This window comes from Lacibacterium aquatile (assembly GCF_042683105.1).
GTDB classification, from domain to species: domain Bacteria; phylum Pseudomonadota; class Alphaproteobacteria; order Elsterales; family Elsteraceae; genus Lacibacterium; species Lacibacterium aquatile.
The window spans coordinates 326,237-345,557 of sequence record NZ_JBHUIP010000003.1 but is presented as its reverse complement, the minus strand read 5'-3'; the positions used below and the strand labels follow the sequence as shown (position 1 = coordinate 345,557).

General features: G+C 61.4%; 19 protein-coding genes. 7 read left to right on the top strand and 12 right to left on the bottom strand.

Translation table 11 applies throughout. The features are described from left to right. Window positions 1-50 precede the first annotated feature (50 nt). Both ACFSM5_RS03625 and hydA read left to right on the top strand, forming a co-directional pair. Window positions 51-1,052, top strand: coding sequence for an ABC transporter substrate-binding protein (locus tag ACFSM5_RS03625; protein WP_379874876.1), 1,002 nt, complete (start codon window positions 51-53; stop codon window positions 1,050-1,052). Between the two features lie 59 nt (window positions 1,053-1,111). Further along, entirely contained in the window at window positions 1,112-2,557 is a 1,446-nt protein-coding gene (gene hydA, locus ACFSM5_RS03620) for a dihydropyrimidinase (protein ID WP_379874875.1), read from the top strand. Between the two features lie 186 nt (window positions 2,558-2,743). Here hydA and ACFSM5_RS03615 read toward each other — a convergent pair whose 3' ends face one another. From ACFSM5_RS03615 to ACFSM5_RS03605, 3 genes are all read right to left on the bottom strand, one after another. Further along, window positions 2,744-3,493 carry a tyrosine-protein phosphatase gene (locus tag ACFSM5_RS03615; RefSeq protein ID WP_379874874.1) on the bottom strand — a complete coding sequence of 250 codons (750 nt, stop codon included), beginning with the start codon at window positions 3,491-3,493 and terminating at the stop codon, window positions 2,744-2,746. Window positions 3,494-3,652: 159 nt separating this feature from the next. Then, window positions 3,653-3,883: a DUF1127 domain-containing protein gene (locus ACFSM5_RS03610; RefSeq protein ID WP_379874873.1), complete on the bottom strand. Its 231-nt coding sequence runs from the start codon at window positions 3,881-3,883 to the stop codon at window positions 3,653-3,655. 155 nt (window positions 3,884-4,038) lie between these two features. Then, on the bottom strand, window positions 4,039-4,242 hold the full coding sequence (locus ACFSM5_RS03605) for a DUF1127 domain-containing protein (RefSeq protein ID WP_379874872.1): 204 nt from the start codon (window positions 4,240-4,242) through the stop codon (window positions 4,039-4,041). Window positions 4,243-4,354: 112 nt separating this feature from the next. On the opposite strand from ACFSM5_RS03605, the gene gcvA reads away from it, so the two are divergent. From gcvA to ACFSM5_RS03585, 4 genes are all read left to right on the top strand, one after another. Beyond that, a complete protein-coding gene (gcvA, locus tag ACFSM5_RS03600) occupies window positions 4,355-5,230 on the top strand; it encodes a transcriptional regulator GcvA (protein ID WP_379874871.1) in 876 nt (291 codons plus the stop codon). 322 nt (window positions 5,231-5,552) lie between these two features. Then, window positions 5,553-6,053 carry a CarD family transcriptional regulator gene (locus ACFSM5_RS03595; RefSeq protein WP_379874870.1) on the top strand — a complete coding sequence of 167 codons (501 nt, stop codon included), beginning with the start codon at window positions 5,553-5,555 and terminating at the stop codon, window positions 6,051-6,053. A 142-nt stretch (window positions 6,054-6,195) separates the two neighbouring features. Then, entirely contained in the window at window positions 6,196-6,996 is an 801-nt protein-coding gene (locus ACFSM5_RS03590; RefSeq protein ID WP_379874869.1) for a hypothetical protein, read from the top strand. A 90-nt stretch (window positions 6,997-7,086) separates the two neighbouring features. Then, window positions 7,087-7,971 carry an RNA polymerase factor sigma-32 gene (locus ACFSM5_RS03585; RefSeq protein ID WP_379874868.1) on the top strand — a complete coding sequence of 295 codons (885 nt, stop codon included), beginning with the start codon at window positions 7,087-7,089 and terminating at the stop codon, window positions 7,969-7,971. On the opposite strand, the gene ACFSM5_RS03580 is transcribed toward ACFSM5_RS03585, so the two are convergent. Together ACFSM5_RS03580 and ACFSM5_RS03575 are read right to left on the bottom strand one after the other, a co-directional pair. Then, a complete protein-coding gene (locus tag ACFSM5_RS03580) occupies window positions 7,968-8,789 on the bottom strand; it encodes an MOSC domain-containing protein (protein ID WP_379874867.1) in 822 nt (273 codons plus the stop codon). The two genes, ACFSM5_RS03585 and ACFSM5_RS03580, sit on opposite strands and share 4 nt — an antisense overlap. 4 nt (window positions 8,790-8,793) lie before the next feature. Continuing rightward, complete coding sequence (locus ACFSM5_RS03575) at window positions 8,794-9,990, bottom strand: phosphopentomutase (RefSeq protein ID WP_379874866.1); 1,197 nt, start codon at window positions 9,988-9,990, stop codon at window positions 8,794-8,796. A gap of 103 nt (window positions 9,991-10,093) precedes the next feature. Between ACFSM5_RS03575 and ACFSM5_RS03570 the strand changes: the two genes are divergently transcribed. Then, on the top strand, window positions 10,094-11,782 hold the full coding sequence (locus ACFSM5_RS03570) for an ATP-binding cassette domain-containing protein (RefSeq protein WP_379874865.1): 1,689 nt from the start codon (window positions 10,094-10,096) through the stop codon (window positions 11,780-11,782). Window positions 11,783-11,791: 9 nt separating this feature from the next. Here the strand turns inward: ACFSM5_RS03570 and ACFSM5_RS03565 are convergent, their stop codons facing one another. From ACFSM5_RS03565 to ACFSM5_RS03535, 7 genes are all read right to left on the bottom strand, one after another. After that, complete coding sequence (locus ACFSM5_RS03565; RefSeq protein ID WP_379874864.1) at window positions 11,792-12,424, bottom strand: LolA family protein; 633 nt, start codon at window positions 12,422-12,424, stop codon at window positions 11,792-11,794. A 285-nt stretch (window positions 12,425-12,709) separates the two neighbouring features. Beyond that, window positions 12,710-15,115 carry an FtsK/SpoIIIE family DNA translocase gene (locus ACFSM5_RS03560; protein WP_379874863.1) on the bottom strand — a complete coding sequence of 802 codons (2,406 nt, stop codon included), beginning with the start codon at window positions 15,113-15,115 and terminating at the stop codon, window positions 12,710-12,712. Between the two features lie 13 nt (window positions 15,116-15,128). Beyond that, a complete protein-coding gene (locus ACFSM5_RS03555) occupies window positions 15,129-15,437 on the bottom strand; it encodes a hypothetical protein (RefSeq protein WP_379874862.1) in 309 nt (102 codons plus the stop codon). A gap of 9 nt (window positions 15,438-15,446) precedes the next feature. After that, window positions 15,447-15,806, bottom strand: a complete 360-nt coding sequence (locus ACFSM5_RS03550; RefSeq protein WP_379874861.1) for a hypothetical protein — start codon at window positions 15,804-15,806, stop codon at window positions 15,447-15,449. Between the two features lie 514 nt (window positions 15,807-16,320). Next, window positions 16,321-16,623 carry a hypothetical protein gene (locus tag ACFSM5_RS03545; RefSeq protein WP_379874860.1) on the bottom strand — a complete coding sequence of 101 codons (303 nt, stop codon included), beginning with the start codon at window positions 16,621-16,623 and terminating at the stop codon, window positions 16,321-16,323. Next, complete coding sequence (locus ACFSM5_RS03540) at window positions 16,620-17,843, bottom strand: aminotransferase class I/II-fold pyridoxal phosphate-dependent enzyme (protein WP_379874859.1); 1,224 nt, start codon at window positions 17,841-17,843, stop codon at window positions 16,620-16,622. The genes ACFSM5_RS03545 and ACFSM5_RS03540 overlap by 4 nt, the downstream gene beginning before the upstream one ends. A 143-nt stretch (window positions 17,844-17,986) precedes the next feature. After that, window positions 17,987-19,297, bottom strand: a complete 1,311-nt coding sequence (locus ACFSM5_RS03535; protein WP_465261224.1) for an ammonium transporter — start codon at window positions 19,295-19,297, stop codon at window positions 17,987-17,989. Window positions 19,298-19,321: the final 24 nt, after the last annotated feature.

Below are 19,321 nucleotides of genomic sequence, written 5' to 3'. Positions count from 1 at the left end.
CCCAACAATCAGGGCGCCGCCAGGGACCCCACTAACGGAGGATGAGGACTATGTTGCTTCGCGGTTTGTTACTGGGCACCACCCTTGCTGTTGCGGCGTCCTTGCCGGCAATGGCGCAGGATAAGCTGACACTTCAGCTGAAGTGGGTGACCCAGGCCCAGTTCGGCGGCTATTACGTCGCCAAGGACAAGGGCTTTTATAAGGAAGTCGGTCTCGACGTCACCATCAAGGCTGGCGGCCCCGACATCAACCCCAGCCAAGTGATCGCAGGCGGCGGCGCGGATGTCGTCGTCGATTGGATGCCGTCCGCCCTTGCGACGCGCGAAAAGGGCGTCGATCTGGTCAATATCGCCCAGTTCTTCCAGAAGTCCGGCATGATGCTGACCTGTCGCAAGGACAGCGGCGTCAATGCCCCGGCCGACTTCAAGGGCAAGACCCTGGGCGTGTGGTTCGGCGGTAATGAATATCCGTTCCTGGGCTGGATGGATAAGCTCGGCTATTCCACAGCAGGCGGCGCCAATGGCGTTACCGTCCTGAAGCAGGGTTTCAACGTCGACCCGCTGCTTCAGAAGCAGGCGGCCTGCATCTCCACCATGACCTACAATGAATATTGGCAGGTCATCGATGGCGGCCTGAAGGCCGATCAGCTCAATGTCTTCAAATATGAAGACCAGGGCGTCGCCACGCTGGAAGACGGGCTCTATGCCATGGGCAAGTCGGTCAAGGATCCGGCTATGGCAACCAAACTCGCCAAATTTGTCAAAGCCTCGATCAAGGGCTGGGACTATATGGCGAAGAACCCGGACGAGGCCGCCGCCATCGTCCTGGATAACGACGCTTCGGGCGCCCAGACCGAAAAGCATCAGAAGCGCATGGCCGCCGAAATCGCCAAGCTGGTCGCCGGATCAAGCAAGGGCACCGGCTACCTCGATCCGGCCGCTTACGAGCGCACCGTGTCGATCCTGATGAACGGCAAATCGGCGCCGGTGATCTCCAAGAAGCCGGAAGGCGCCTTCACGCACGAAATCTTCGACAAAGCCTCTAAGCTGTAATGCCTACAGGGTGGGGTCGCCAAGACCCCACCCCTTTAAGAATTCTGGAGGGTGGAACGATGAGCTTGTTGATCCGGGGCGGCACTGTGGTGAACGCCGAACAGATGATGCGCGCCGACGTCTTGACCGATGACAGTGGCAAGATCGCCGCCGTCGGCGAGAATCTGGCCGCGCCTGCCGGGGCCGAGATCATCGACGCGGGCGGCGCCTATGTCATGCCCGGCGGCATCGATCCGCACACCCATATGCAACTGCCCTTCATGGGCACCGTCGCCTCCGACGATTTTTATACCGGCACCGCGGCGGCCCTGGCGGGCGGCACGACGATGATCATCGATTTCGTGATCCCCAGCCCCAAGCAGTCGCTGATCGAAGCCTATGACACCTGGCGCGGCTGGGCGGAAAAAGCCGCAGCCGATTATTCCTTCCACGTCGCCGTCACCTGGTGGGACGACAGCGTCCATCGCGACATGGGCACGCTGGTGAAGGAACGCGGCGTCAATAGCTTCAAGCATTTCATGGCCTATAAAAACGCGATCATGTGCGAGGACGAGGTGCTGGTGAACAGCTTCTCCCGCGCGTGGGAGCTGGGCGCTCTCTGCACCGTGCACGCCGAAAATGGCGAGCTGGTCTATCACCTGCAAAAGAAGCTGCTGGCCCAGGGCATCAACGGCCCCGAAGGCCATCCGCTCTCCCGCCCTCCCGAAGTGGAAGGCGAGGCCGCCAACCGCGCCATCCGCATCGCCCAGGTGCTGGGCGTGCCGCTCTACATCGTCCATGTCTCCTGCAAGGAGGCGCTGGACGCCATCACCCGCGCCCGCAACGAGGGCCAGCGGGTTTATGGCGAGGTGCTGGCGGGCCATCTGGTGGTCGACGACAGCGTCTATCGGAACCCGGATTTCCGCTTTGCCGCGGCCCACGTCATGTCGCCGCCCTTCCGCTCCAAGGAGCACCAGGAGCATCTGTGGCGCGGCCTGATGGGCGGCAATCTTCAGACCACCGCCACCGATCATTGCTGCTTCTGCGAACCGCAGAAGGCCGCAGGTAAGAACGATTTCACCAAGATCCCCAACGGCACCGGCGGGGTCGAGGATCGCATGATGGTCCTGTGGGATCAGGGTGTGCGCACCGGCCGCCTGACACCGATGGAATTCGTGAAGGTAACCAGCGCCAATACCGCGCAGATCTTCAATCTCTATCCGCGCAAGGGCTGCATCCAGGCGGGGGCCGATGCCGATATCGTGGTCTGGGATCCCGAGGGCACCAAGACCATCAGCGCCAAGACCCATCACCAGAAGATCGACTTCAATATCTTCGAGGGCATGAATGTCACCGGGATTCCGGTCCATACCATCAGCCGGGGCAAGCTCGTCTATACCAAGGGGGATCTGCGCGCAGTGCAGGGCGCCGGGCGTTATGTCGACCGGCCATCCTATGCCCCCTATTTCGATGCGCTGGAGAAGGCCAACGCCCTCAAGGCCGCCAAGGCGGTGGAGCGGGTTTAAACCCGAAACGAAAAGATAGCCGTCATGCCCCGGTTTATCCGGGGCATCTCCTCCGGGGACGTTTCCACACTACTTCGGTTCTGTTTGACAGGCTCTCGGAGGAGATCCCCCGAACAAGTCGGGGGATGACGAGCGAGAGGAGAAGCGGCCTCAAGTAGGGCAAAGCCCGGTAGGCCACATAAAGAGTTAAGCCGCCGTCAGCCACTTCTTGAGGGCGTCCATCTCGGATGCCTTCATCCCGGCATGTTCCAGATAGCCCTGCGGACCATCGAACTTGCGGGTCAGCAGATCCTGCGCGAAGACCATATGGTCGTGCTTGGATTGCAGCAGATTCTGCAGACGCTCGATATCCGCATCCGGGCGCGTCTTCTCCTGCTCCAACCACTCAGGGTAAAGCGGCGCCAGGTAGGTTTCGCTCAAGGCGTAATCATCGGCGATCACGTCATTGGCAACACCCGCAATCGACAATGCCAGGGCAATCGTCAGGCCCGTGCGATCCTTGCCGACCGCGCAATGCACGAGGCTGGAGGTGCCACCGTCGCGGATCATCACCCGCAGGGCGCGCACGAAGCTGGGACCGCAGTTTTCCAGGAACAGCGTATAGAGCTGATTCAAGTTACGGGCGGGCTTATCCACCGTCTCATATTCGATATCGTCAAAGATCGGCAGCGGGTGATAAAGGACCGAGCTATCTTCGGTCGGGCTATAGCCGTTGCGGGCCATTTCCGACGGGCGACGCAGATCGATCACCGCGCGCACACCATACTCACCCAAGTGACGCCAACCATCGGCCGTCAGCTTGTGTGGACTGTCGGAGCGTAAAAGGCGACCGAACTGGATGCTGCCCCCATCCGCCGTCTCATACCCCCCGGTGTCACGCAGATTGACACAGCCATCGAGAAGCAGGCGGCGGCGGGATACGGCATCGGCAGTCATCGGGGCATTCCCTTCAGGAGCGGCAGGAGCGAAGGCGTCGAGCCTATCCGACGCCGGTCGGCGATGCCAACCCCGGGATACCCGATCCCAGAGGGGCTCTGCCAGACGGCGAAAGGGGGTTGACGCGGCAGTCATCGCTTCAGGCGCGCAATCCGGTGCTTAGATCTGGAACCAGGGACGGCGAAACTCCACCATCACGTCGTATCCGCTCAGACCGATATCGGCCAGCAGATGCGGCGAGGTGTCCTGCAGACGGGTCAGGGCGCTGCGGGTCCGCAGACGGGTGATGATCCGGCTCAGCAGCGACTTCTTCCGCAGGCTGCCCGGACGGGCGACCATGATCAGGGTCGCGTGGATCTCTGCTTCGATAGCAGCATTGGTAGCGGACATCTTCATTCTCCAGTTAACGCTTTGTTAACCGCAGAATGAGCGCGAACTATTCAACCGACAAAGACAAAGATGGAATGTGTGCTCTCAATTTTACGCATGACTAGCAGTGCATCTGAAATAAAGAAAATAATTACGTAAAATACGATCTTTTAGATCTACTCTTGCCAAAACGCCTTGGACGCTTCGCGACGCGCTTCAATCAGCGACAGACCGATGTCGGAAACCAGATGCGGCGAGGTTTCAAGCAGGCGACGCAGGGAACGGCGATAGCGGAAGCGTTTGATCATGACGGGCAGCAAAGCGGCGTCGGCAGCGCGACCGCGGGACTGGCCCAGGCTCAGGCTTAAAGTTTTCATCATGGCAACTCCGGCGAAAAAATCTCTGTAAGCTAGGATTTGCGCCTTTATTGCGTCGCACACAAAGCATATGTTCTCATGAGTTGGCCCAGGAAAACTCATATCAAAAGCAACTATGCGCCCTCGCTTGCCCCCTTTGAACGCCCTTCGCGCCTTTGAAGCCGCCGCCGCCACCCTGTCCTTCACCAAGGCGGCGGAGGATCTGTTCGTCACACAAGGGGCCGTCAGTCGCCAGGTAAAGCTGCTGGAAGAATACTTGGGGCTGCCGCTGTTCCGTCGTCTGCACCGGGGCCTGGAATTGACGGAAGAGGGCCGCCGACTGCTCTCGGCCTGCAGTGACGCCTTCGACCGGCTTGCCCATGCCGCCGAAGGTCTGAAAGCCAGTCAGAACGAACTGCGGCTCAAGGTGCCACCGACCTTCGCGATCCGCTGGCTGATCCGCCGTCTCGATGCGTTCGAGGCAGCGAACCCGACCGTGCGGGTGCGCCTGTCTACCGCCTTCCCGGATCATGATTTCCAGCCGCACGAATTCGATGCGGCGATCCTCTATCGCCCGCAGAATACAGGCGCCCTGCGCCAGGATCTGGTGATGACGGAGTTGCTGACCCCCGTTGCAAGCCCGGAAGTCGCCGCTCGCCTCAAATCCCCCAAGGATCTGGCGCGCACGATCCTGCTGCACCCGACCGCCGATATGCGGGACTGGCGGGATTGGCTGAAATTGGCGGGCCTCCCAGCCCTGGCGCATTTCCGCGATCAGATCTTCGATACCGAGGATTTTTCGATCCAGGCCGCAGCGTCAGGACGCGGGGTCGCCATCGCCAACCTGCCCTTGATCGAAGAGGATTTAAGCGCCGGTCGTCTGATCGCCCCCTTCCCTGACCTGAAGCTGGCGACAGGTAACGATTATTTTCTCGCATATCCCGCTGAGCGGGCGAATCTGCCTAAAATCGCGGCATTTCGTGACTGGTTACGCGGCGCGTCCGCTCGCTAGGGGCGCATAGCTCCCATGCGCGCTACCCCCTGGAAATGGCGCTATCCCCCGCAACGCCTAGCCTGCGGCAAAGTTCCAGCAGAATCGGTAAGAATCCGAATCGGCTACCCATTTATGACATTTTTTGCTAATAATACGGCTGTATCCGGGCATTGGAACAGACCGTGCTCCCCGCTCAGGCGGCGGAGTCTAGATATTCGTTGTCTGCCAAGATCTCGACAGGTTCGGTTGTCCGACTTAGCCGCTCCGCACGCGGCGGTCAACCGTCTTTTCTTTGCTTATGGAAGCCTGGCGGCGGTCGGGCACCGAAGGTGGATGGGGAATGGCAAAAGCATTGAAGGATTTTACGAACGGGGATTACGTCGTTTATCCGTCGCATGGCGTTGGCCAGGTTCTGGGCACCGAGACTCAGGTTATTTCGGGTTACGATTTGAAGGTCATCGTTATTTCCTTCGAAAAAGATCGCATGACTCTGCGTTTGCCGATCACGAAGGCTCAGACATCCGGTCTGCGCCCGCTGTCGTCGAAGACCGAAATGGATGCGGCCCTTGGCAAGTTGACCGGTCGCGCCCGTGTGCGCCGGACCATGTGGAGCCGTCGCGCCCAGGAATATGAAGCCAAGATCAATTCGGGCGACCCGGCTTCGATCGCCGAAGTGCTGCGCGATCTGCACCGCTCGACCGGTCAGGCCGAACAATCCTACAGCGAACGCCAGATCTATCAGGCAGCCCTCGATCGCCTCGTGCGTGAACTGGCTGCTGTCGAGAAAATCGACGAGGCCGCTGCGACCAAGCGTCTGGAAGAACTTCTCCAGGCCGCCTAAGTCTTCGCGGACTCAAAAATGTCGTTTCTCGCCTGCCGATAGACCGCATTTTAGACATGATCTCGTAGAAAAACCCCGCCTGTATACAACAGGTGGGGTTTTTCTTGACCGCATCCCGCTTAGCCTTCTAGATCAACGGGATATGTCGCAGGATGCAAAATTCGCCCAGCTGATCGGCCAGGGGCGCATCTGGGTAATCCCCTCGTTAATGGGCGAGGTGGAGAAGCTTCGTCGCCTTCATCTGGAAATCGCCAGCCGCCTGCAATATCCCGATCAGGTCGTCTATCTCGGCAATTATCTGGGCGGCAGCGCCAATGTTCAGGCAACGGTGGAGGAGGTTCTTACCTTCCGCCGCTGGCTTCTGGCACGCCCCTATATGTTCCTGGAGGATTATGCCTATCTGCGCGGCGCGCAGGAGGAGATGTGGTCTAAGCTGCTGCAGCTGCATTTCGCCCCCAACCCGCGAGAGATTCTGAGCTGGGTTCTGGATCATGGCGCCGCCGCCACCCTGCAATCCTATGGCGGCGCTGCTAACGACGGGATCATCGCTGCCCGTGAAGGGCCGGTCGCGCTCGCCCGCTGGACGGGTCAGCTGCGGGCGATGATTGCCGCGCGCCCGGGTCATCAGCCCTTCCTGACCCATCTGCGCCGGGCCGCCGTCAGCCGCTCGGGCGAGCTATTGTTCGTCAACGCGGGCGTTGATCCGGAAAAACCGCTTGATCAGCAGCGCGATTCCTTCTGGTGGTCGACCTCGGGCTTCAACCGCGTGACCCAACCGTTCGAGGGATTCCGCCGCGTTATCAGAGGCTTCGATCCCAGCGCCGCCGGCTTGGTGGAGACGGCGACCACGTTATCGCTTGATGGCGGTTCGGGTCGTGGTGGCGCTTTGCTCGCCGCATGCCTCGGGCCGGATGGCGCCCTGATCGACCACATCACCCTCTGAAGTTTAACAGGTTAAGCTAGATCGGGTGATCCGCCCGGCAAGTCCCTGCGTATCTGGTTTTAGAAAGACCGAAAGCCAGAGGGACGTGTGATGGGCCAGTTCGACGACAGCTATAGCCAGCGTGCCAATCTGAACTTTATCAAAGGCGCCATGAATCGCCCCCTCCTGTCGCGGGAGGAAGAGTATGAGCTGGCCGAACGTTGGCGCGAGAGGGGCGATGAAAAAGCGCTCCATCAGCTGGTCGGAGCCTACACCCGCCTTGTGATCGCCAGCGCGGTCCGCTTCCGCCACTACGGCCTCCCCTTGGGTGACCTGATGCAGGAAGGCAGTGTCGGGTTGATGCAGGCAGCCTCCCGCTTCGATACCGGGCACGAGGTCCGCTTCTCCACCTATGCCACCTGGTGGATCAAGTCGGCGATGCAGGACTATATCCTGCGCAACTGGTCTATCGTGCGAACCGGCACCACCGCCGCGCAGAAGTCCCTGTTCTTCAATCTGCGCCGGCTGCGCGCCCAGATCGAGGAAAGCCCCGGCGCCGGAATGGACGATGCCGGGCGCCACAAGGTCGCGACGGAGCTGGGCGTCTCCCTCCGTGACGTGATTGCCATGGAACAGCGGCTGACCGCCGCCGATGCTTCCTTGAATGTCGCTGTCGGCATGGATAGCGACGAGGAAGCCCAGAACTTCCTGTCGGATGAGCGCCCCAACCCCGAGGACAGCGCCATTACCACCCGCGATGGCCATAAGCGCCTCGTCTGGCTTGCCGCCGCCCTTGCTGAACTCAGCCCGCGTGAGCGCAGCATCATCCATGCCCGCCGTCTGCAGGATGACGGCGCCACCCTGGAGGAACTGGGCCACACGCTCGGCGTCTCCAAGGAACGCGTCCGCCAGCTCGAAAGCCGGGCGCTCGGCAAGCTCAAGGTATCAATGCTGCGCCACGTGGAGCAGGCGCAGGACGTGATCCTGGATAGCTAGAACAGGTTCGACTTGCCGCTGGCTAGAATCTCGACCGGATCGCCTACCCTGACGGTAGCCTCATTATCCGGAATGACGTTCTGGCCAAAGATGATCCGGCCATCGTCGGTGGCATGGATCCGCTTCAAGGTGGTCAGCGGCTCCAAGCGTGCCGGGCGTTCGCCGGTCACCGGATCATGGGTCACGATGGTGCAGCGGGCGCAGGGCTTGACGATACGCGCACGCAGGTCGCCGATCCGCACCTCCCGCCAGGTATCTTCGCCCCAAGGCTCCACCCCGTCGATCACGATATTGGGACGGAAGCGGGTCATGGGTAAGGGCGCCGCCAGTTCCCCATTCAAGGCTGCCAGCGATCCAACCGTGGTAATCAGGATCGGATAGCCATCGGCAAAACTGACGTGATCGTTGGGGCCGCCGAAGGTCTGGTCCACCGGCCGCGCGCTGGGATCGTCGAAATAGGCCAGCCGCACCGGCTGACCCAATAGCGCCGTCAGAAACTCCGAAGCCGCATCGGCGGCCAGCGGGGCCGGGAAACTATCCTTCCAGACCGTCACCGGAATACGCGGCGCATCGGCCTTGGGGAATTCCACCAGCAACTCACCCGCGTCCGCGTGCCGCAAGGTCAGACCAGCCGGATGGGGGATCGCCTCGATGGTGGTCATCTTCGGCAACTCGCGGATGGACAGAAAGCGACCGTTGGTATCGATCACCAGCCAGCGACGGTCACCCGCCATGCCCACTTTCTCGATAGACGCTTCTTCGACGCGATAGCCACGCAGGCTTTTGACCGGATACCGGTAGAGATCAACAACACGCATTTGGCTAGAACAGAGCCTTTCCGGCACCAAGAGAAGACAGACCGAGGTGCTGGGCAATGGTCTGCCCGCCATCGGCAAAGCTGCTGCGGACCCCATAGTCACCGGGCTTAGCGGCGGGCCCGAAGAAAATCAGCGGCACATGTTCGCGGGTATGGTCGCTGCCCGGCCAGGTGGGGTCGCACCCATGGTCGGCGGAAATCATCACCAGATCGCCCTCGCGCAGCCTGGAGACAAAGGCGGGCAGCGCGGCATCAAATTCCTCCAGCGCGGCGGCATAGCCTTCGATATTGCGGCGATGGCCAAAGCTCTGATCGAACTCGACAAAATTGGTGAAGATCAGGTCGCCATCCCCGGTTTCATCCAGGGCAGTCAGGGTCTTTTCCCAAAGGGCCTCATGGCCCGTGGCCTTGACCACCTGGGTCACGCCCTGATGGGCATAGATATCGCCCACCTTGCCGATGGCAATGACCTTGCCGCCCTTGTCCGAAACCTGATTGAGCAAGGTTTTGGAGGGCGGCGGCACCGCCAGATCCTTGCGGTTGCCCGTGCGGGTATAAGACCCCGGCGCGCCCACGAACGGCCGCGCGATCACACGGCCGATGTTGTAGGGCTGCACATGCTGATAGGCGATCTTGCAGAGGGCATAGAGCCGGTCGAGCCCGAAGCTCTCCTCATGCGCGGCGATCTGCAGGACGGAGTCTGCGGAAGTATAGAAGATCGGCTTGCCGGTGCGGACATGCTCCTCGCCCAGATCGGCAATGATGGTCGTACCCGACGCATGGCAATTCCCAAGGATGCCGGGCAAGCCCGCTTCCGCGATGATCGCATTTGTCAGCTCGGCCGGAAAACTCGGCACCGATTTCGGGAAATAGCCCCACTCGAACTCGACCGGAACACCGGCCAATTCCCAATGGCCCGATGGCGTATCCTTGCCCAGCGAGCGTTCACGGGCTGCTGCGAAACCGCCGGTAAAGCCAGAGGTTCGGGTGAAGCCGGCAGGTAGGCGGCCGGTCGCATGGCGCGCGGCTGCCCCCAGCCCCAGGGCTTCGAGATTGGGCATCTTCAGCGGATTACCGCGCGCGGCGCGGGCCGCTGCGATATGACCGATGGTATCGGCCCCGGTATCGCCGAAACTGGCGGCATCGGGCGTGGCGCCGATACCGAAACTGTCCATGACAAGGATGATCGCACGTTTGCTCATACAACCGAGTTTCGTGCGACGCGCGTCCGAATTCAAGGGGAACGCGCAGTTGTCTCATCGGCGTCGCTTGCAGTGAATGCCGGTAGCCCCTTAGGGTCGCCCCATGATCCTGCTGGCCATCGACCGTCTGCTCCTCTCCTACGACCGCTATTACCGCTGGCGTCTGGGGCTGATTCTGCTGCTATCCACCCTACAGACCGCCCTGATCGTGCTACGCCCGATGCCGGTGAAGTTCCTGGTCGACCCGCAAGGGGCCGACTGGTCGCGCGAGTTGGTATCCCTGTCCGGCAGCACTCAGGCGCTGCTGATTTTCGTCGCCCTCGCCGCCTGCCTGGAGATTGCGATCTTTACCCTTCGGGTCACCCAGGAAAACAGGTCCACAGGCCTGTCGGAACGCTTCATCCGTCTCATCCGGGGCGATATCGCCGCCAATCTTCTGCGTGGCCCCTATCGATCCGTCGCGGCCCTTGGCCTGGGCCGGGTGATCGCGGCAGCGAGCGGTGACGTGGTGGTGGTCCAGAATCTCATCAAGGATGTCGTGGTGGGCGCGACTCTGGCAGCCTTCCAACTGCTGCTGATGCTGGCCGTCATCGCCACGCTTCATCCGTCGCTGTTTTTTGTGCTGCTGGCCGAGATTGCGGTGCTCTCGCTGCTGATCTGGCTTTACGCCAATTGGCGAAAATCCGCGTTTCTCGCCCAGATGGCCAACCAGGAGCAGTTCCTGTCCTGGCTCGGCGCGATGCAGAGCCGGACCCTGGACATCCGCTTCGGTGAGGTGCGCGCCACCTTCTTTGGCCGCACCCTCGATCTCATCCGCCGCCAGTTCCAGGCGGGAACCCTCCTGTGGCGACGCCAGAGCCTCTATTTTGCCGGGGTGGAGCTGTTTGTCGGCCTCGCGTCCGCTGCCTGTCTGGCGCTTTTGTTTCTGGAAAGCCAGGGCGACAGTTCCAGCCTCGGCACCATGCTGGTCTTTCTCTATTACGCCATGCTGATCTTTCCCTGCCTCTCGCGCCTGGGCGAGGCGGCCCCGCTGCTGACCGATGCCCGCAATGCCTATGGCCGCCTGTCGACCACGCTGGCCGTGCATCGGGACAAGGTTGCGCGGGATGAGGCACCCGGATTTGGCGCTATCGAACTGCAAGGCGTCGGCCTGAAGACCGAGAGCGGCGACTGGATCTTGAAGGACGTCAATCTGCGCATCGAACCGGGCGAGCAGGTAGCGTTCCTGGGGGAAAGCGGCAGCGGCAAATCCACCCTGCTCGGCATGATTCTGGGCCTCGTTCAGCCAACCGAAGGGGAAGTCCTAATCAACGGGCGGCCATTGGTCGACATGACCCTGGCCGATCGCAAACGCTTCTTCTTTTTCCAACGCTCTTCAGCCGCATTCTTCTCGGGCTCGGTGGCGGAGAATATGGATCCGGGACACAGTTGCGCGGATGCCGACTGGCCTGCATTGCTGGCTGACAGCCGCCTTACGGAACGCCTGCGCAGCGCTCCCCAGGGGCTGGAAACACTCATGAGCGAACGGGGCGACCCCTTCAGCCAGGGCGAGGGGCAACGCATCGCCATCGCCCGTGCCATGACCACCCGGGCGCCCTGCATCATCCTGGACGAGGCTTTGAACAGCCTGGATGCCGTTGGCGAAACCGCTGTCACCGCCGCTTTGCACCGACGCCTGACCGGGCGCACGCTGCTGGCGATTTCCCATCGGCGGGATGTGGCAGAAAGTTTCCGCCGGATCATTGAAGTGGCGGCCGGGCGGATCGTCGCGGATCGCGCGGGCAACCACTAGACCTGAAGCCTAGTTCTTAACGTTCGGCCCGAAGAACTTCGGATCGCGGAAGACAAACAACTGCGGATCGAGCTTATCTTCGTCGCGCATATCGATCAGAGTGATCTTGGTGTTTTTGCGCTGACTATCCAGGACTTCCCACTGTTCGAGCTTGAACGGGTTGTCCGAAAAGATCAGGGTCAGCTCGCCCTGATCAGGATCCGAGGTTTTACGCAGCGAGACTCGCAGCAGATTGGCCCCGCGCTGAACGCCCGTGATGGTGACGTCGCCATCCATCTTCACCCGCTCGCGCACCAGAATGCCAATCGGGGTCGATGCCAGCGGCAGGTTGGTCGTCTCCACGAGTTCCCGGTTGTGGTAGACTAGCAAGGTACCGTCCGCGACCATCAGGATCGGGGTCGGTGGTGCATATTCGAAGCGCATCTTGCCGGGGCGGGAGAGATAGAACTGTCCGCGCGCAATACCGCCGTCGCTATTCACCTGCAGAAACTTGGCACTGACGGCCTTCAGGCCCGTCAGATAGGTTTCCACCCGCGCAATATCGGCGCGATCCTGCTGGGTCAGAGTCGCCGGTTTAGCGTTCTGGGCCGCAAGCGGGCTGGCAATCAGGAAAAGCGAGGCGATAAGAGCGGCAAGACGCATGGATTTTTCTCCTTATGCTCCCGGTATCGCCGCTCGACATGGCGAAAGCAAGGCGGAGTTTGAGGTTGCGCTACGCGCACCTCTGTCTAAGCGCCAACGGGAAAGGCTCCCGGAGGAGATCCGCCGATCGAGCCGGGGGATGACGTTCTCCAATAAGAGGCTTTAGAAGTGAAGGCTGGTGGATGAGCTGCTAGGCGCTTTTCGGCACAAGACCGGAGCGTACTTCCTGTACGCGAGGATCTGAGCACGGAAAGCAACGACGCAGATCACCGCCAGACGAACGCCCTATCCTTTAGGTAAAAGGACTTCGCGTTTGCCGACGTGATTGGGGGCAGAAACCATCCCCTCGCTTTCCATCCGCTCGATCAAACGGGCCGCACGGTTATAGCCGATCTGCAGGCGCCGCTGGATGTAGCTGGTCGATGCTTTGCGCTCGGACGCGACGATGGCAACGGCCTGATCGAACATCGCATCGCCCGATCCGCCTTCGCTCTCCTCGCCATCGCCCGCCCCATAGCCGCCCGCAGGCTCGTCATCCTCAAGCACGGACTCGACGTAAGCCGGTTCGCCCTGAGCCTTCAGGAAAGTCACGACCTGTTCGACTTCGCCATCGGACACAAACGGACCATGGACGCGGGTAATGCGGCCACCGCCCGCCATATACAGCATGTCGCCCTGGCCCAGCAGTTGCTCGGCACCGCCTTCACCCAGGATGGTGCGACTGTCGATCTTGCTGGTGACCATGAAGGAGATGCGGGTCGGGAAGTTCGCCTTGATCGTGCCGGTGATGACGTCGACCGAGGGGCGCTGGGTCGCCATGATCAGGTGGATACCGGCGGCTCGGGCCATCTGGGCCAGACGCTGGATGCAGGCTTCGATCTCCTTGCCCGCGACCAGCATCAGGTCGGCCATCTCGTCGACCACGACAACGATGTAGGGCAGCGGGTCTAGGTTCAGCGGCTGGTCTTCGAAAATGGGGGCTCCGCCCTCCTCGAAACCGACCTGAACCCGGCGCACGCGGGCCTCACCGTCGCGCACCAGATCGGCAACGCGGGTGTTATAGCCCTCGATATTGCGCACGCCCATCTTGGACATGGCGCGATAGCGGTTCTCCATCTCGCGCACCGCCCACTTCAGGGCGACGACAGCCTTCTTCGGGTCGGTGACGACCGGGGTCAGCAGATGGGGGATATCGTCGTAGACGCTGAGTTCCAGCATCTTGGGATCGACCATGATCATCCGGCACTGTTCGGGCGGTAGCTTGAACAGCAGCGACAGGATCATGGCATTGATCCCGACCGACTTGCCCGAGCCCGTGGTACCGGCAATCAGCAGATGCGGCATCTTGGCCAGATCGGCGATCACCGGGGCGCCGCCGATGTCCTTGCCCAGCACCAGCGGCAGCTTGGCCGTCGCCTGATCATAATCCGGATGGGCCAACTGCTCGCGCAGGGCCACCATCTCGCGCTTGGGGTTCGGCAGTTCGATGCCGATGACGTTGCGGCCCGGTACGGTCGCGATACGCACGGCGATGGACGACATCGACCGGGCGATATCATCGGCAAGGCCGATCACGCGGCTCGATTTGGTACCCGGCGCAGGATCTAGCTCATAAAGCGTGACTACGGGACCGGGACGGAAGCTGACGATCTGACCGCGCACACCAAAGTCCTGCAGCACGCCTTCCAGCGCCTTGGCGGTTTCATGCAGCAGCCGGTCGTCCATCCGCTCGGTCTTTTCCGGCGCGGGCAACAGCAGTTCCAGGCTGGGCAGCGGCGTCATTTCGGCCGGATCGAAGGGGCTGGGCAGCGGCTCGCTGGAGGTAACCACCGGCCGTTCGACCACCCGGCGGATCACCGGCGCATTCGGAGACTGCTCCTCCTCCAGCGGCAAGGCGGCCTGGACGGGCTTCGACACGACCGGCTTGGGAGCCACCACGGCTTTTTCGGCAACCGGCTTGGGCGCTGGCAGTGGCGGCGCGGCAAGATACGGGTTTGCAGCCTTCTCCCGCTTACGGAACCATCCCAAGATGCCCCGGCGCGATGCGGCGGCCTGACCGCGCAAGGTTTCCCCCGCGCCTGTCTTGCGACGCTTCAATTCAGCCTTTAGGGCAGCGTATTCCGACGACCCGAAACCCAGCGTCCAGATCGACAGCACACCGGCAAGCCCGGCACCGAACAAAGCAATCGTACCCCGGCTTGCGCCACCCAGCATCGGCCCCAGCAGAGCCAGCGGCTGCATCACCAGCTCACCGATGACGCCACCCGGACCTGCGGGCAGGCTGACGGCGATATCCGACGGCAGACCGCCGCAGGCCAGCGCCAGCGCCATCACGGTCGGCGGCAGCAGGGTCACGCGCAGCCACAGTTTGGTCAGGCCGGCATGGCTAAACCAGCGCCAGCCCCAGGCCATCAGAATCCCGATCACGCCAAGATAAGCCAGCCCCAGCGTCTGCAGACCGATGTCCGACGTCGTGGCCCCGAAACGGCCCAGCAGATTACGCACCGGACCGCCGGTTGCCTTCAGAGGGGACGGGTCCAGCGGGAAATAGGAGAGGTAGCCAAGGAAAAGCGCAACGGCCAGCAGCAGCAGGGCGAGGCCAACCGTTTCCTCGATCCGTTTACGGATGAAGGTGTCCGCTCCACTGGGCAGAAGCGGTGCTGTCGATTTCTCGTTCACGTAATCGGACATCCGTTTCTCGCTCCTAACCCAGGCACCGGCGCAGACCCTTGGGGTCTTCGCGGTAGGTCTTCTTGCATTTCATGATCAGCGCATCGCGCCAGCCATCGGTTTCCTTATCGCGATAAGCGCCGCAATTTTGGGACTTGATGCCGCCGTGGAAGAATGGCGCTCTGCCCAGAGTGCTCGCGAGATTGATTTGGCTGCTGGATACCATGAGAAAGCCGCTAACCAAACGACCTGCCGCCATAAACATCTCACGCGCCTGCTCAATGGCGCCACCGCCCAAAACCGAGCGGAGATCAGAGATGCTGTCATGGCCGTTCAGAATCATTCAGTTCCTCTATAATCCTGACAAGCAGCGACGCAGCGCCTTCTTGTCATTCGCGTAATTGTCGCGGCACCCGTTTTTCAAAGCATCGCGCCAGCCGTCTGTTTGCTGATTTTTGCAGGCATTTCGCTTGCTTCTGGAGTTCGAGTATTTGTCCTCGCACCCTTCGTTCAACGCCTGTTGCTGACGGCGCGACAACCGGTCGTCATCATAGTCCGGTCGGTTATAGCCCCCACCGTAACCGCCGCCGTAATAGGTCGGCTGGTTGTTGTAGTACCCCCCGCCGGTCGACGGACCATAGCCGCCGGTGTCGGGAACACAGGCGCTGAGCGACAAAGCAGCCGCCACTATCGTAACCCAATAAAGCTGCATGACAGATCCTCCTGAGCCGCAGAGGCGCGGCTGGAAGCATTGTCGATGCATTCGGATGGACGGACCATAAGCCGCGAGATGAAATTTTCGCCATCCTGGACGGAGCCTTTGCAGGACGCGGTGACCACAGAACGAGCATTTCTAACCGCAGGCCATGCCACTCCGCCTCTTGCGGGTCGCGCGCTCCTGGCAGGCATCCTGGCGCTGCTGCTCCTTCTGCAAACGCTCGGCCCGCTCGCAGTTAGACATCCGCTGCGTGCTGTTTTCCCCAGACAAGCAGCCATTGACGTAGCCGGTATCGAAAAAGGATTTTCCCCTGCCGCCGCCGTTGGGGGAACACGCCCCAAGGCTGGCAACGACCACGACGCACAACCACCCTCTTCGCATGATAAACCTTCCGAAACAGCAACCACAGGCTGTTCGAGATTATCAATGACTACAGATGGACGGACCATGAGTCCGCGCATGAAATTTTGGCCATCCTGTGAGCTGCAGTTGTGCGAAAGGCTCGACATCAGTTTCGCCCCATCTCGCAAATTGCTCGTGATTTTTTGTCCCGATTGGAGCGGCTGGCACAGGCCTGCCGGTGATCGAAGCGATTGCGTTCAGCTTCCAAGCGATCGCAGTTCAAGCGCATACGAATGCTGATATCGGTATCCTGGCACCGGGCCTCGGAGTCATATCTGCCGAAATCCATCACATATGGCTGCGTTGCGTGCGGTCTATTACCGAAATAAAAATCCATAGGCGGCACAACGACGGGCTGCCCCGCGCGCGCCGCAAAAATGCCAGCCATGGTCAGACCGGCAACGATCATCCAGCACCACCCGCTTTGCATGACATTTTCTCCAGCACCACAACCATGCGCTGAAGAGCAGTATCGATAATGTCAGATGGATGGACCAGGGCCACGCGGATGAAATTTCGTCCAGGATTGGAGCCGTCGGCGGCATCGCGGGTCAGGAACCCACCCGGCAGAATCTTAAGCCCGGCCTGCTGCCATAAAGCCTTGGTCACGGCCTCACCGTCGCCGACTTCGAGCCACAGGAAGAAACCGCCGCCCGGACGGAAATAGCCAAAACGGCCTTTGAGGTGCTTCTCCGCCAGGGCGAAATTCTGGCGATAGACGGCGCGGATCTCCTCCACATGGCGATCATCGGCCCAGAGGGCGGCGGCGGCGCTCTGAATCGGCAGCGGCATTCCCGCCCCGCCGTAGTCCATCACCCGCAGCAGATTGGCGATCACCTTGGGATCGCCCGCGACGAAACCTGACCGCAGGCCCGGCGCCGAAGACCGCTTGGAAAGCGAATGGAAGCAGATAAGGTTATCGAGGCTGCCGCCCAGATCCAGCGCGGCCTGCAAGGCCCCATCGGGCGCCTGATCCAGCCAGATTTCGGCGTAGCATTCATCCATCGCCAGCACGAAGTCATGCTCGCGCGCCAAAGTCAGCAGGCGACGCAGATAGGCTCTCTCGGCCACAACGCCTTGGGGATTGGACGGCGAGCAGAGGTAGAAAATCGCGCAACGCTGGAAAAGCTCGGGTGCGATGGCATCCAGATCCGGCAGGAAACCATTCTCCCGAGGCGCATCGACAAAGATCGCCTCCGCCCCGCCAAAGACGGCCGCCGCAGCATAGGGCTGATAAAACGGATTGGGCATCAGCACGACGGGCTTTTTGCCCGCCTTGCTTTCCGGCACCGCCGCCAGACCCAGCAGGAACAGCGATTCGCGTGTCCCCGGCGCCGGAACGATCATGGTCGCCGGATCGATCATCCCCACTGGCAAGCCATAGCGGCGGGTCAGCCAATCGCCCGCCGCCTTCTTCCAGGCAGGTTCGCCCGCCCCAGGCGGATATTTATTGAAGCGGTCCATGTCCGCCACCAGGGCCTGGCGCCCCAGTTCCGGGAAGCGCAACTGCGGCTCGCCGATGGAGAGATTGATAACCTCGAGCCCGGCCGGAGTATCGAGCCCCTCCAGCAGCGCAGTCAGGCGGCGGAAGGGATAAGTCGGCAGATGCGATAGGCGGGCAGAAGACATGGCAACCCAAGCGTATGACGGCAAAACGAGATAAAACACGGCAAGAATGTGATGCAAGCCATTTAAAAGCAACAAAAAAGGAGGAAAGCGTGAGCTTCCCTCCTTCTCGCCACCCCGTGTTACCGGGTCAGACAAGCTTTAGATTAGTGGATCGATTCGCCGTGCAGGCGCAGATCCAGACCTTCGCGTTCGGCTTCCGGATCGACGCGCAGGCCGACGATCAGGTCGATCACCTTCAGGATGATGAAGGTCGCGACGGCGGTGTAGACGATGGTGATCGCCACGCCATAGAGCTGGGTCATGACCTGACCGGCATTGCCGAACAGCAGACCGGTGCCGAGCGAGTTGATCGCGGGATCGGCGAACACACCGGTCAGGATCGCACCGACGATGCCGCCGATGCCATGGACGCCGAAGGCATCCAAGCTGTCGTCATAGCCAAGGGCGTTCTTGAGCGAGGTGGCGCCCCAGAAGCAGACCACGCCGGAGATGAGACCGATGATGATGGCCGAACCCGGGCCGACGAAACCGGCAGCCGGGGTAATGGCGACGAGGCCGCCGATTGCACCCGAGATGATACCGAGGATCGAGGGCTTACCGCGCAGGGCCCATTCGGCGAACATCCAGGCCAGGGCAGCAGCAGCGGCAGCAACCTGGGTTGCCAGCATCGCCATGCCCGCACCGGCACCGGCCGTGACAGCCGAACCAGCGTTGAAGCCGAACCAACCAACCCATAGCAGCGACGCACCGATGACCGACAGCACAAGGTTATGCGGCAGGAACATTTCCGTGCCATAGCCCTTGCGCTTGCCGACGACCAGCGCCGCGACCAGACCGGCAACACCGGCATTGATATGCACCACGGTGCCGCCAGCGAAATCGAGCACGCCCCAAGCACCGAGGAAGCCGCCGCCCCAGACCCACTTGGCAACCGGCACATAGACCAGAACCAGCCAGAAGATCGAGAAGATGACCAGGGCCGAGAACTTGAAGCGATCAGCAACCGCACCGACGATCAGCGCCACGGTGATGATCGCGAAGGTCATCTGGAACATGACGAAGACGGTTTCCGGAACCGTAGCCGCCAGGCTGTTGGTGGTCTCCATGGTCACGCCGGACAGCAGGGTCTTGGACAGACCGCCGATGAAGCTGGTGCCTTCGGTGAAGACCAGGGAGTAGCCGATCAGAACCCAGAGGATCGTCACGATGCAAGTGATCGCAAACGACTGCATGACGGTCGACAGCACGTTCATCTTGCGGACCATGCCGCCGTAGAACAGAGCGACGCCCGGAATGGTCATCATGAGGACGAGAGCGGTCGAAATCAGCAGCCAGGCGGTATCGCCCGAATCGAGAGCCGGCTTCGCGGCGTCCTGGGCCAGCGCAGGCGCGGCCAGCAACAGCAGGGAAAACACCCCCGCCAGGCCCGCGCCGATCTTCTTCATTACGTTCATCGGTGTTTCCTTCCTAGATGGAAA

Coding starts and splice junctions, on each gene's coding strand:
- ACFSM5_RS03585 (WP_379874868.1), top strand. CDS start 7,087: ATGGGCCAGTTCGACGACAGCTATAGCCAGCGTGCCAATCTGAACTTT.
- ACFSM5_RS03565 (WP_379874864.1), bottom strand. CDS start 12,424: ATGCGTCTTGCCGCTCTTATCGCCTCGCTTTTCCTGATTGCCAGCCCG.
- ACFSM5_RS03570 (WP_379874865.1), top strand. CDS start 10,094: ATGATCCTGCTGGCCATCGACCGTCTGCTCCTCTCCTACGACCGCTAT.
- ACFSM5_RS03610 (WP_379874873.1), bottom strand. CDS start 3,883: ATGTCCGCTACCAATGCTGCTATCGAAGCAGAGATCCACGCGACCCTG.
- ACFSM5_RS03550 (WP_379874861.1), bottom strand. CDS start 15,806: ATGCAGCTTTATTGGGTTACGATAGTGGCGGCTGCTTTGTCGCTCAGC.
- ACFSM5_RS03605 (WP_379874872.1), bottom strand. CDS start 4,242: ATGATGAAAACTTTAAGCCTGAGCCTGGGCCAGTCCCGCGGTCGCGCT.
- ACFSM5_RS03595 (WP_379874870.1), top strand. CDS start 5,553: ATGGCAAAAGCATTGAAGGATTTTACGAACGGGGATTACGTCGTTTAT.
- ACFSM5_RS03555 (WP_379874862.1), bottom strand. CDS start 15,437: ATGATTCTGAACGGCCATGACAGCATCTCTGATCTCCGCTCGGTTTTG.
- ACFSM5_RS03560 (WP_379874863.1), bottom strand. CDS start 15,115: ATGTCCGATTACGTGAACGAGAAATCGACAGCACCGCTTCTGCCCAGT.
- ACFSM5_RS03540 (WP_379874859.1), bottom strand. CDS start 17,843: ATGTCTTCTGCCCGCCTATCGCATCTGCCGACTTATCCCTTCCGCCGC.
- hydA (WP_379874875.1), top strand. CDS start 1,112: ATGAGCTTGTTGATCCGGGGCGGCACTGTGGTGAACGCCGAACAGATG.
- ACFSM5_RS03590 (WP_379874869.1), top strand. CDS start 6,196: ATGTCGCAGGATGCAAAATTCGCCCAGCTGATCGGCCAGGGGCGCATC.
- ACFSM5_RS03580 (WP_379874867.1), bottom strand. CDS start 8,789: ATGCGTGTTGTTGATCTCTACCGGTATCCGGTCAAAAGCCTGCGTGGC.
- gcvA (WP_379874871.1), top strand. CDS start 4,355: ATGCGCCCTCGCTTGCCCCCTTTGAACGCCCTTCGCGCCTTTGAAGCC.
- ACFSM5_RS03545 (WP_379874860.1), bottom strand. CDS start 16,623: ATGATCGTTGCCGGTCTGACCATGGCTGGCATTTTTGCGGCGCGCGCG.
- ACFSM5_RS03575 (WP_379874866.1), bottom strand. CDS start 9,990: ATGAGCAAACGTGCGATCATCCTTGTCATGGACAGTTTCGGTATCGGC.
- ACFSM5_RS03615 (WP_379874874.1), bottom strand. CDS start 3,493: ATGACTGCCGATGCCGTATCCCGCCGCCGCCTGCTTCTCGATGGCTGT.
- ACFSM5_RS03535 (WP_465261224.1), bottom strand. CDS start 19,297: ATGAACGTAATGAAGAAGATCGGCGCGGGCCTGGCGGGGGTGTTTTCC.
- ACFSM5_RS03625 (WP_379874876.1), top strand. CDS start 51: ATGTTGCTTCGCGGTTTGTTACTGGGCACCACCCTTGCTGTTGCGGCG.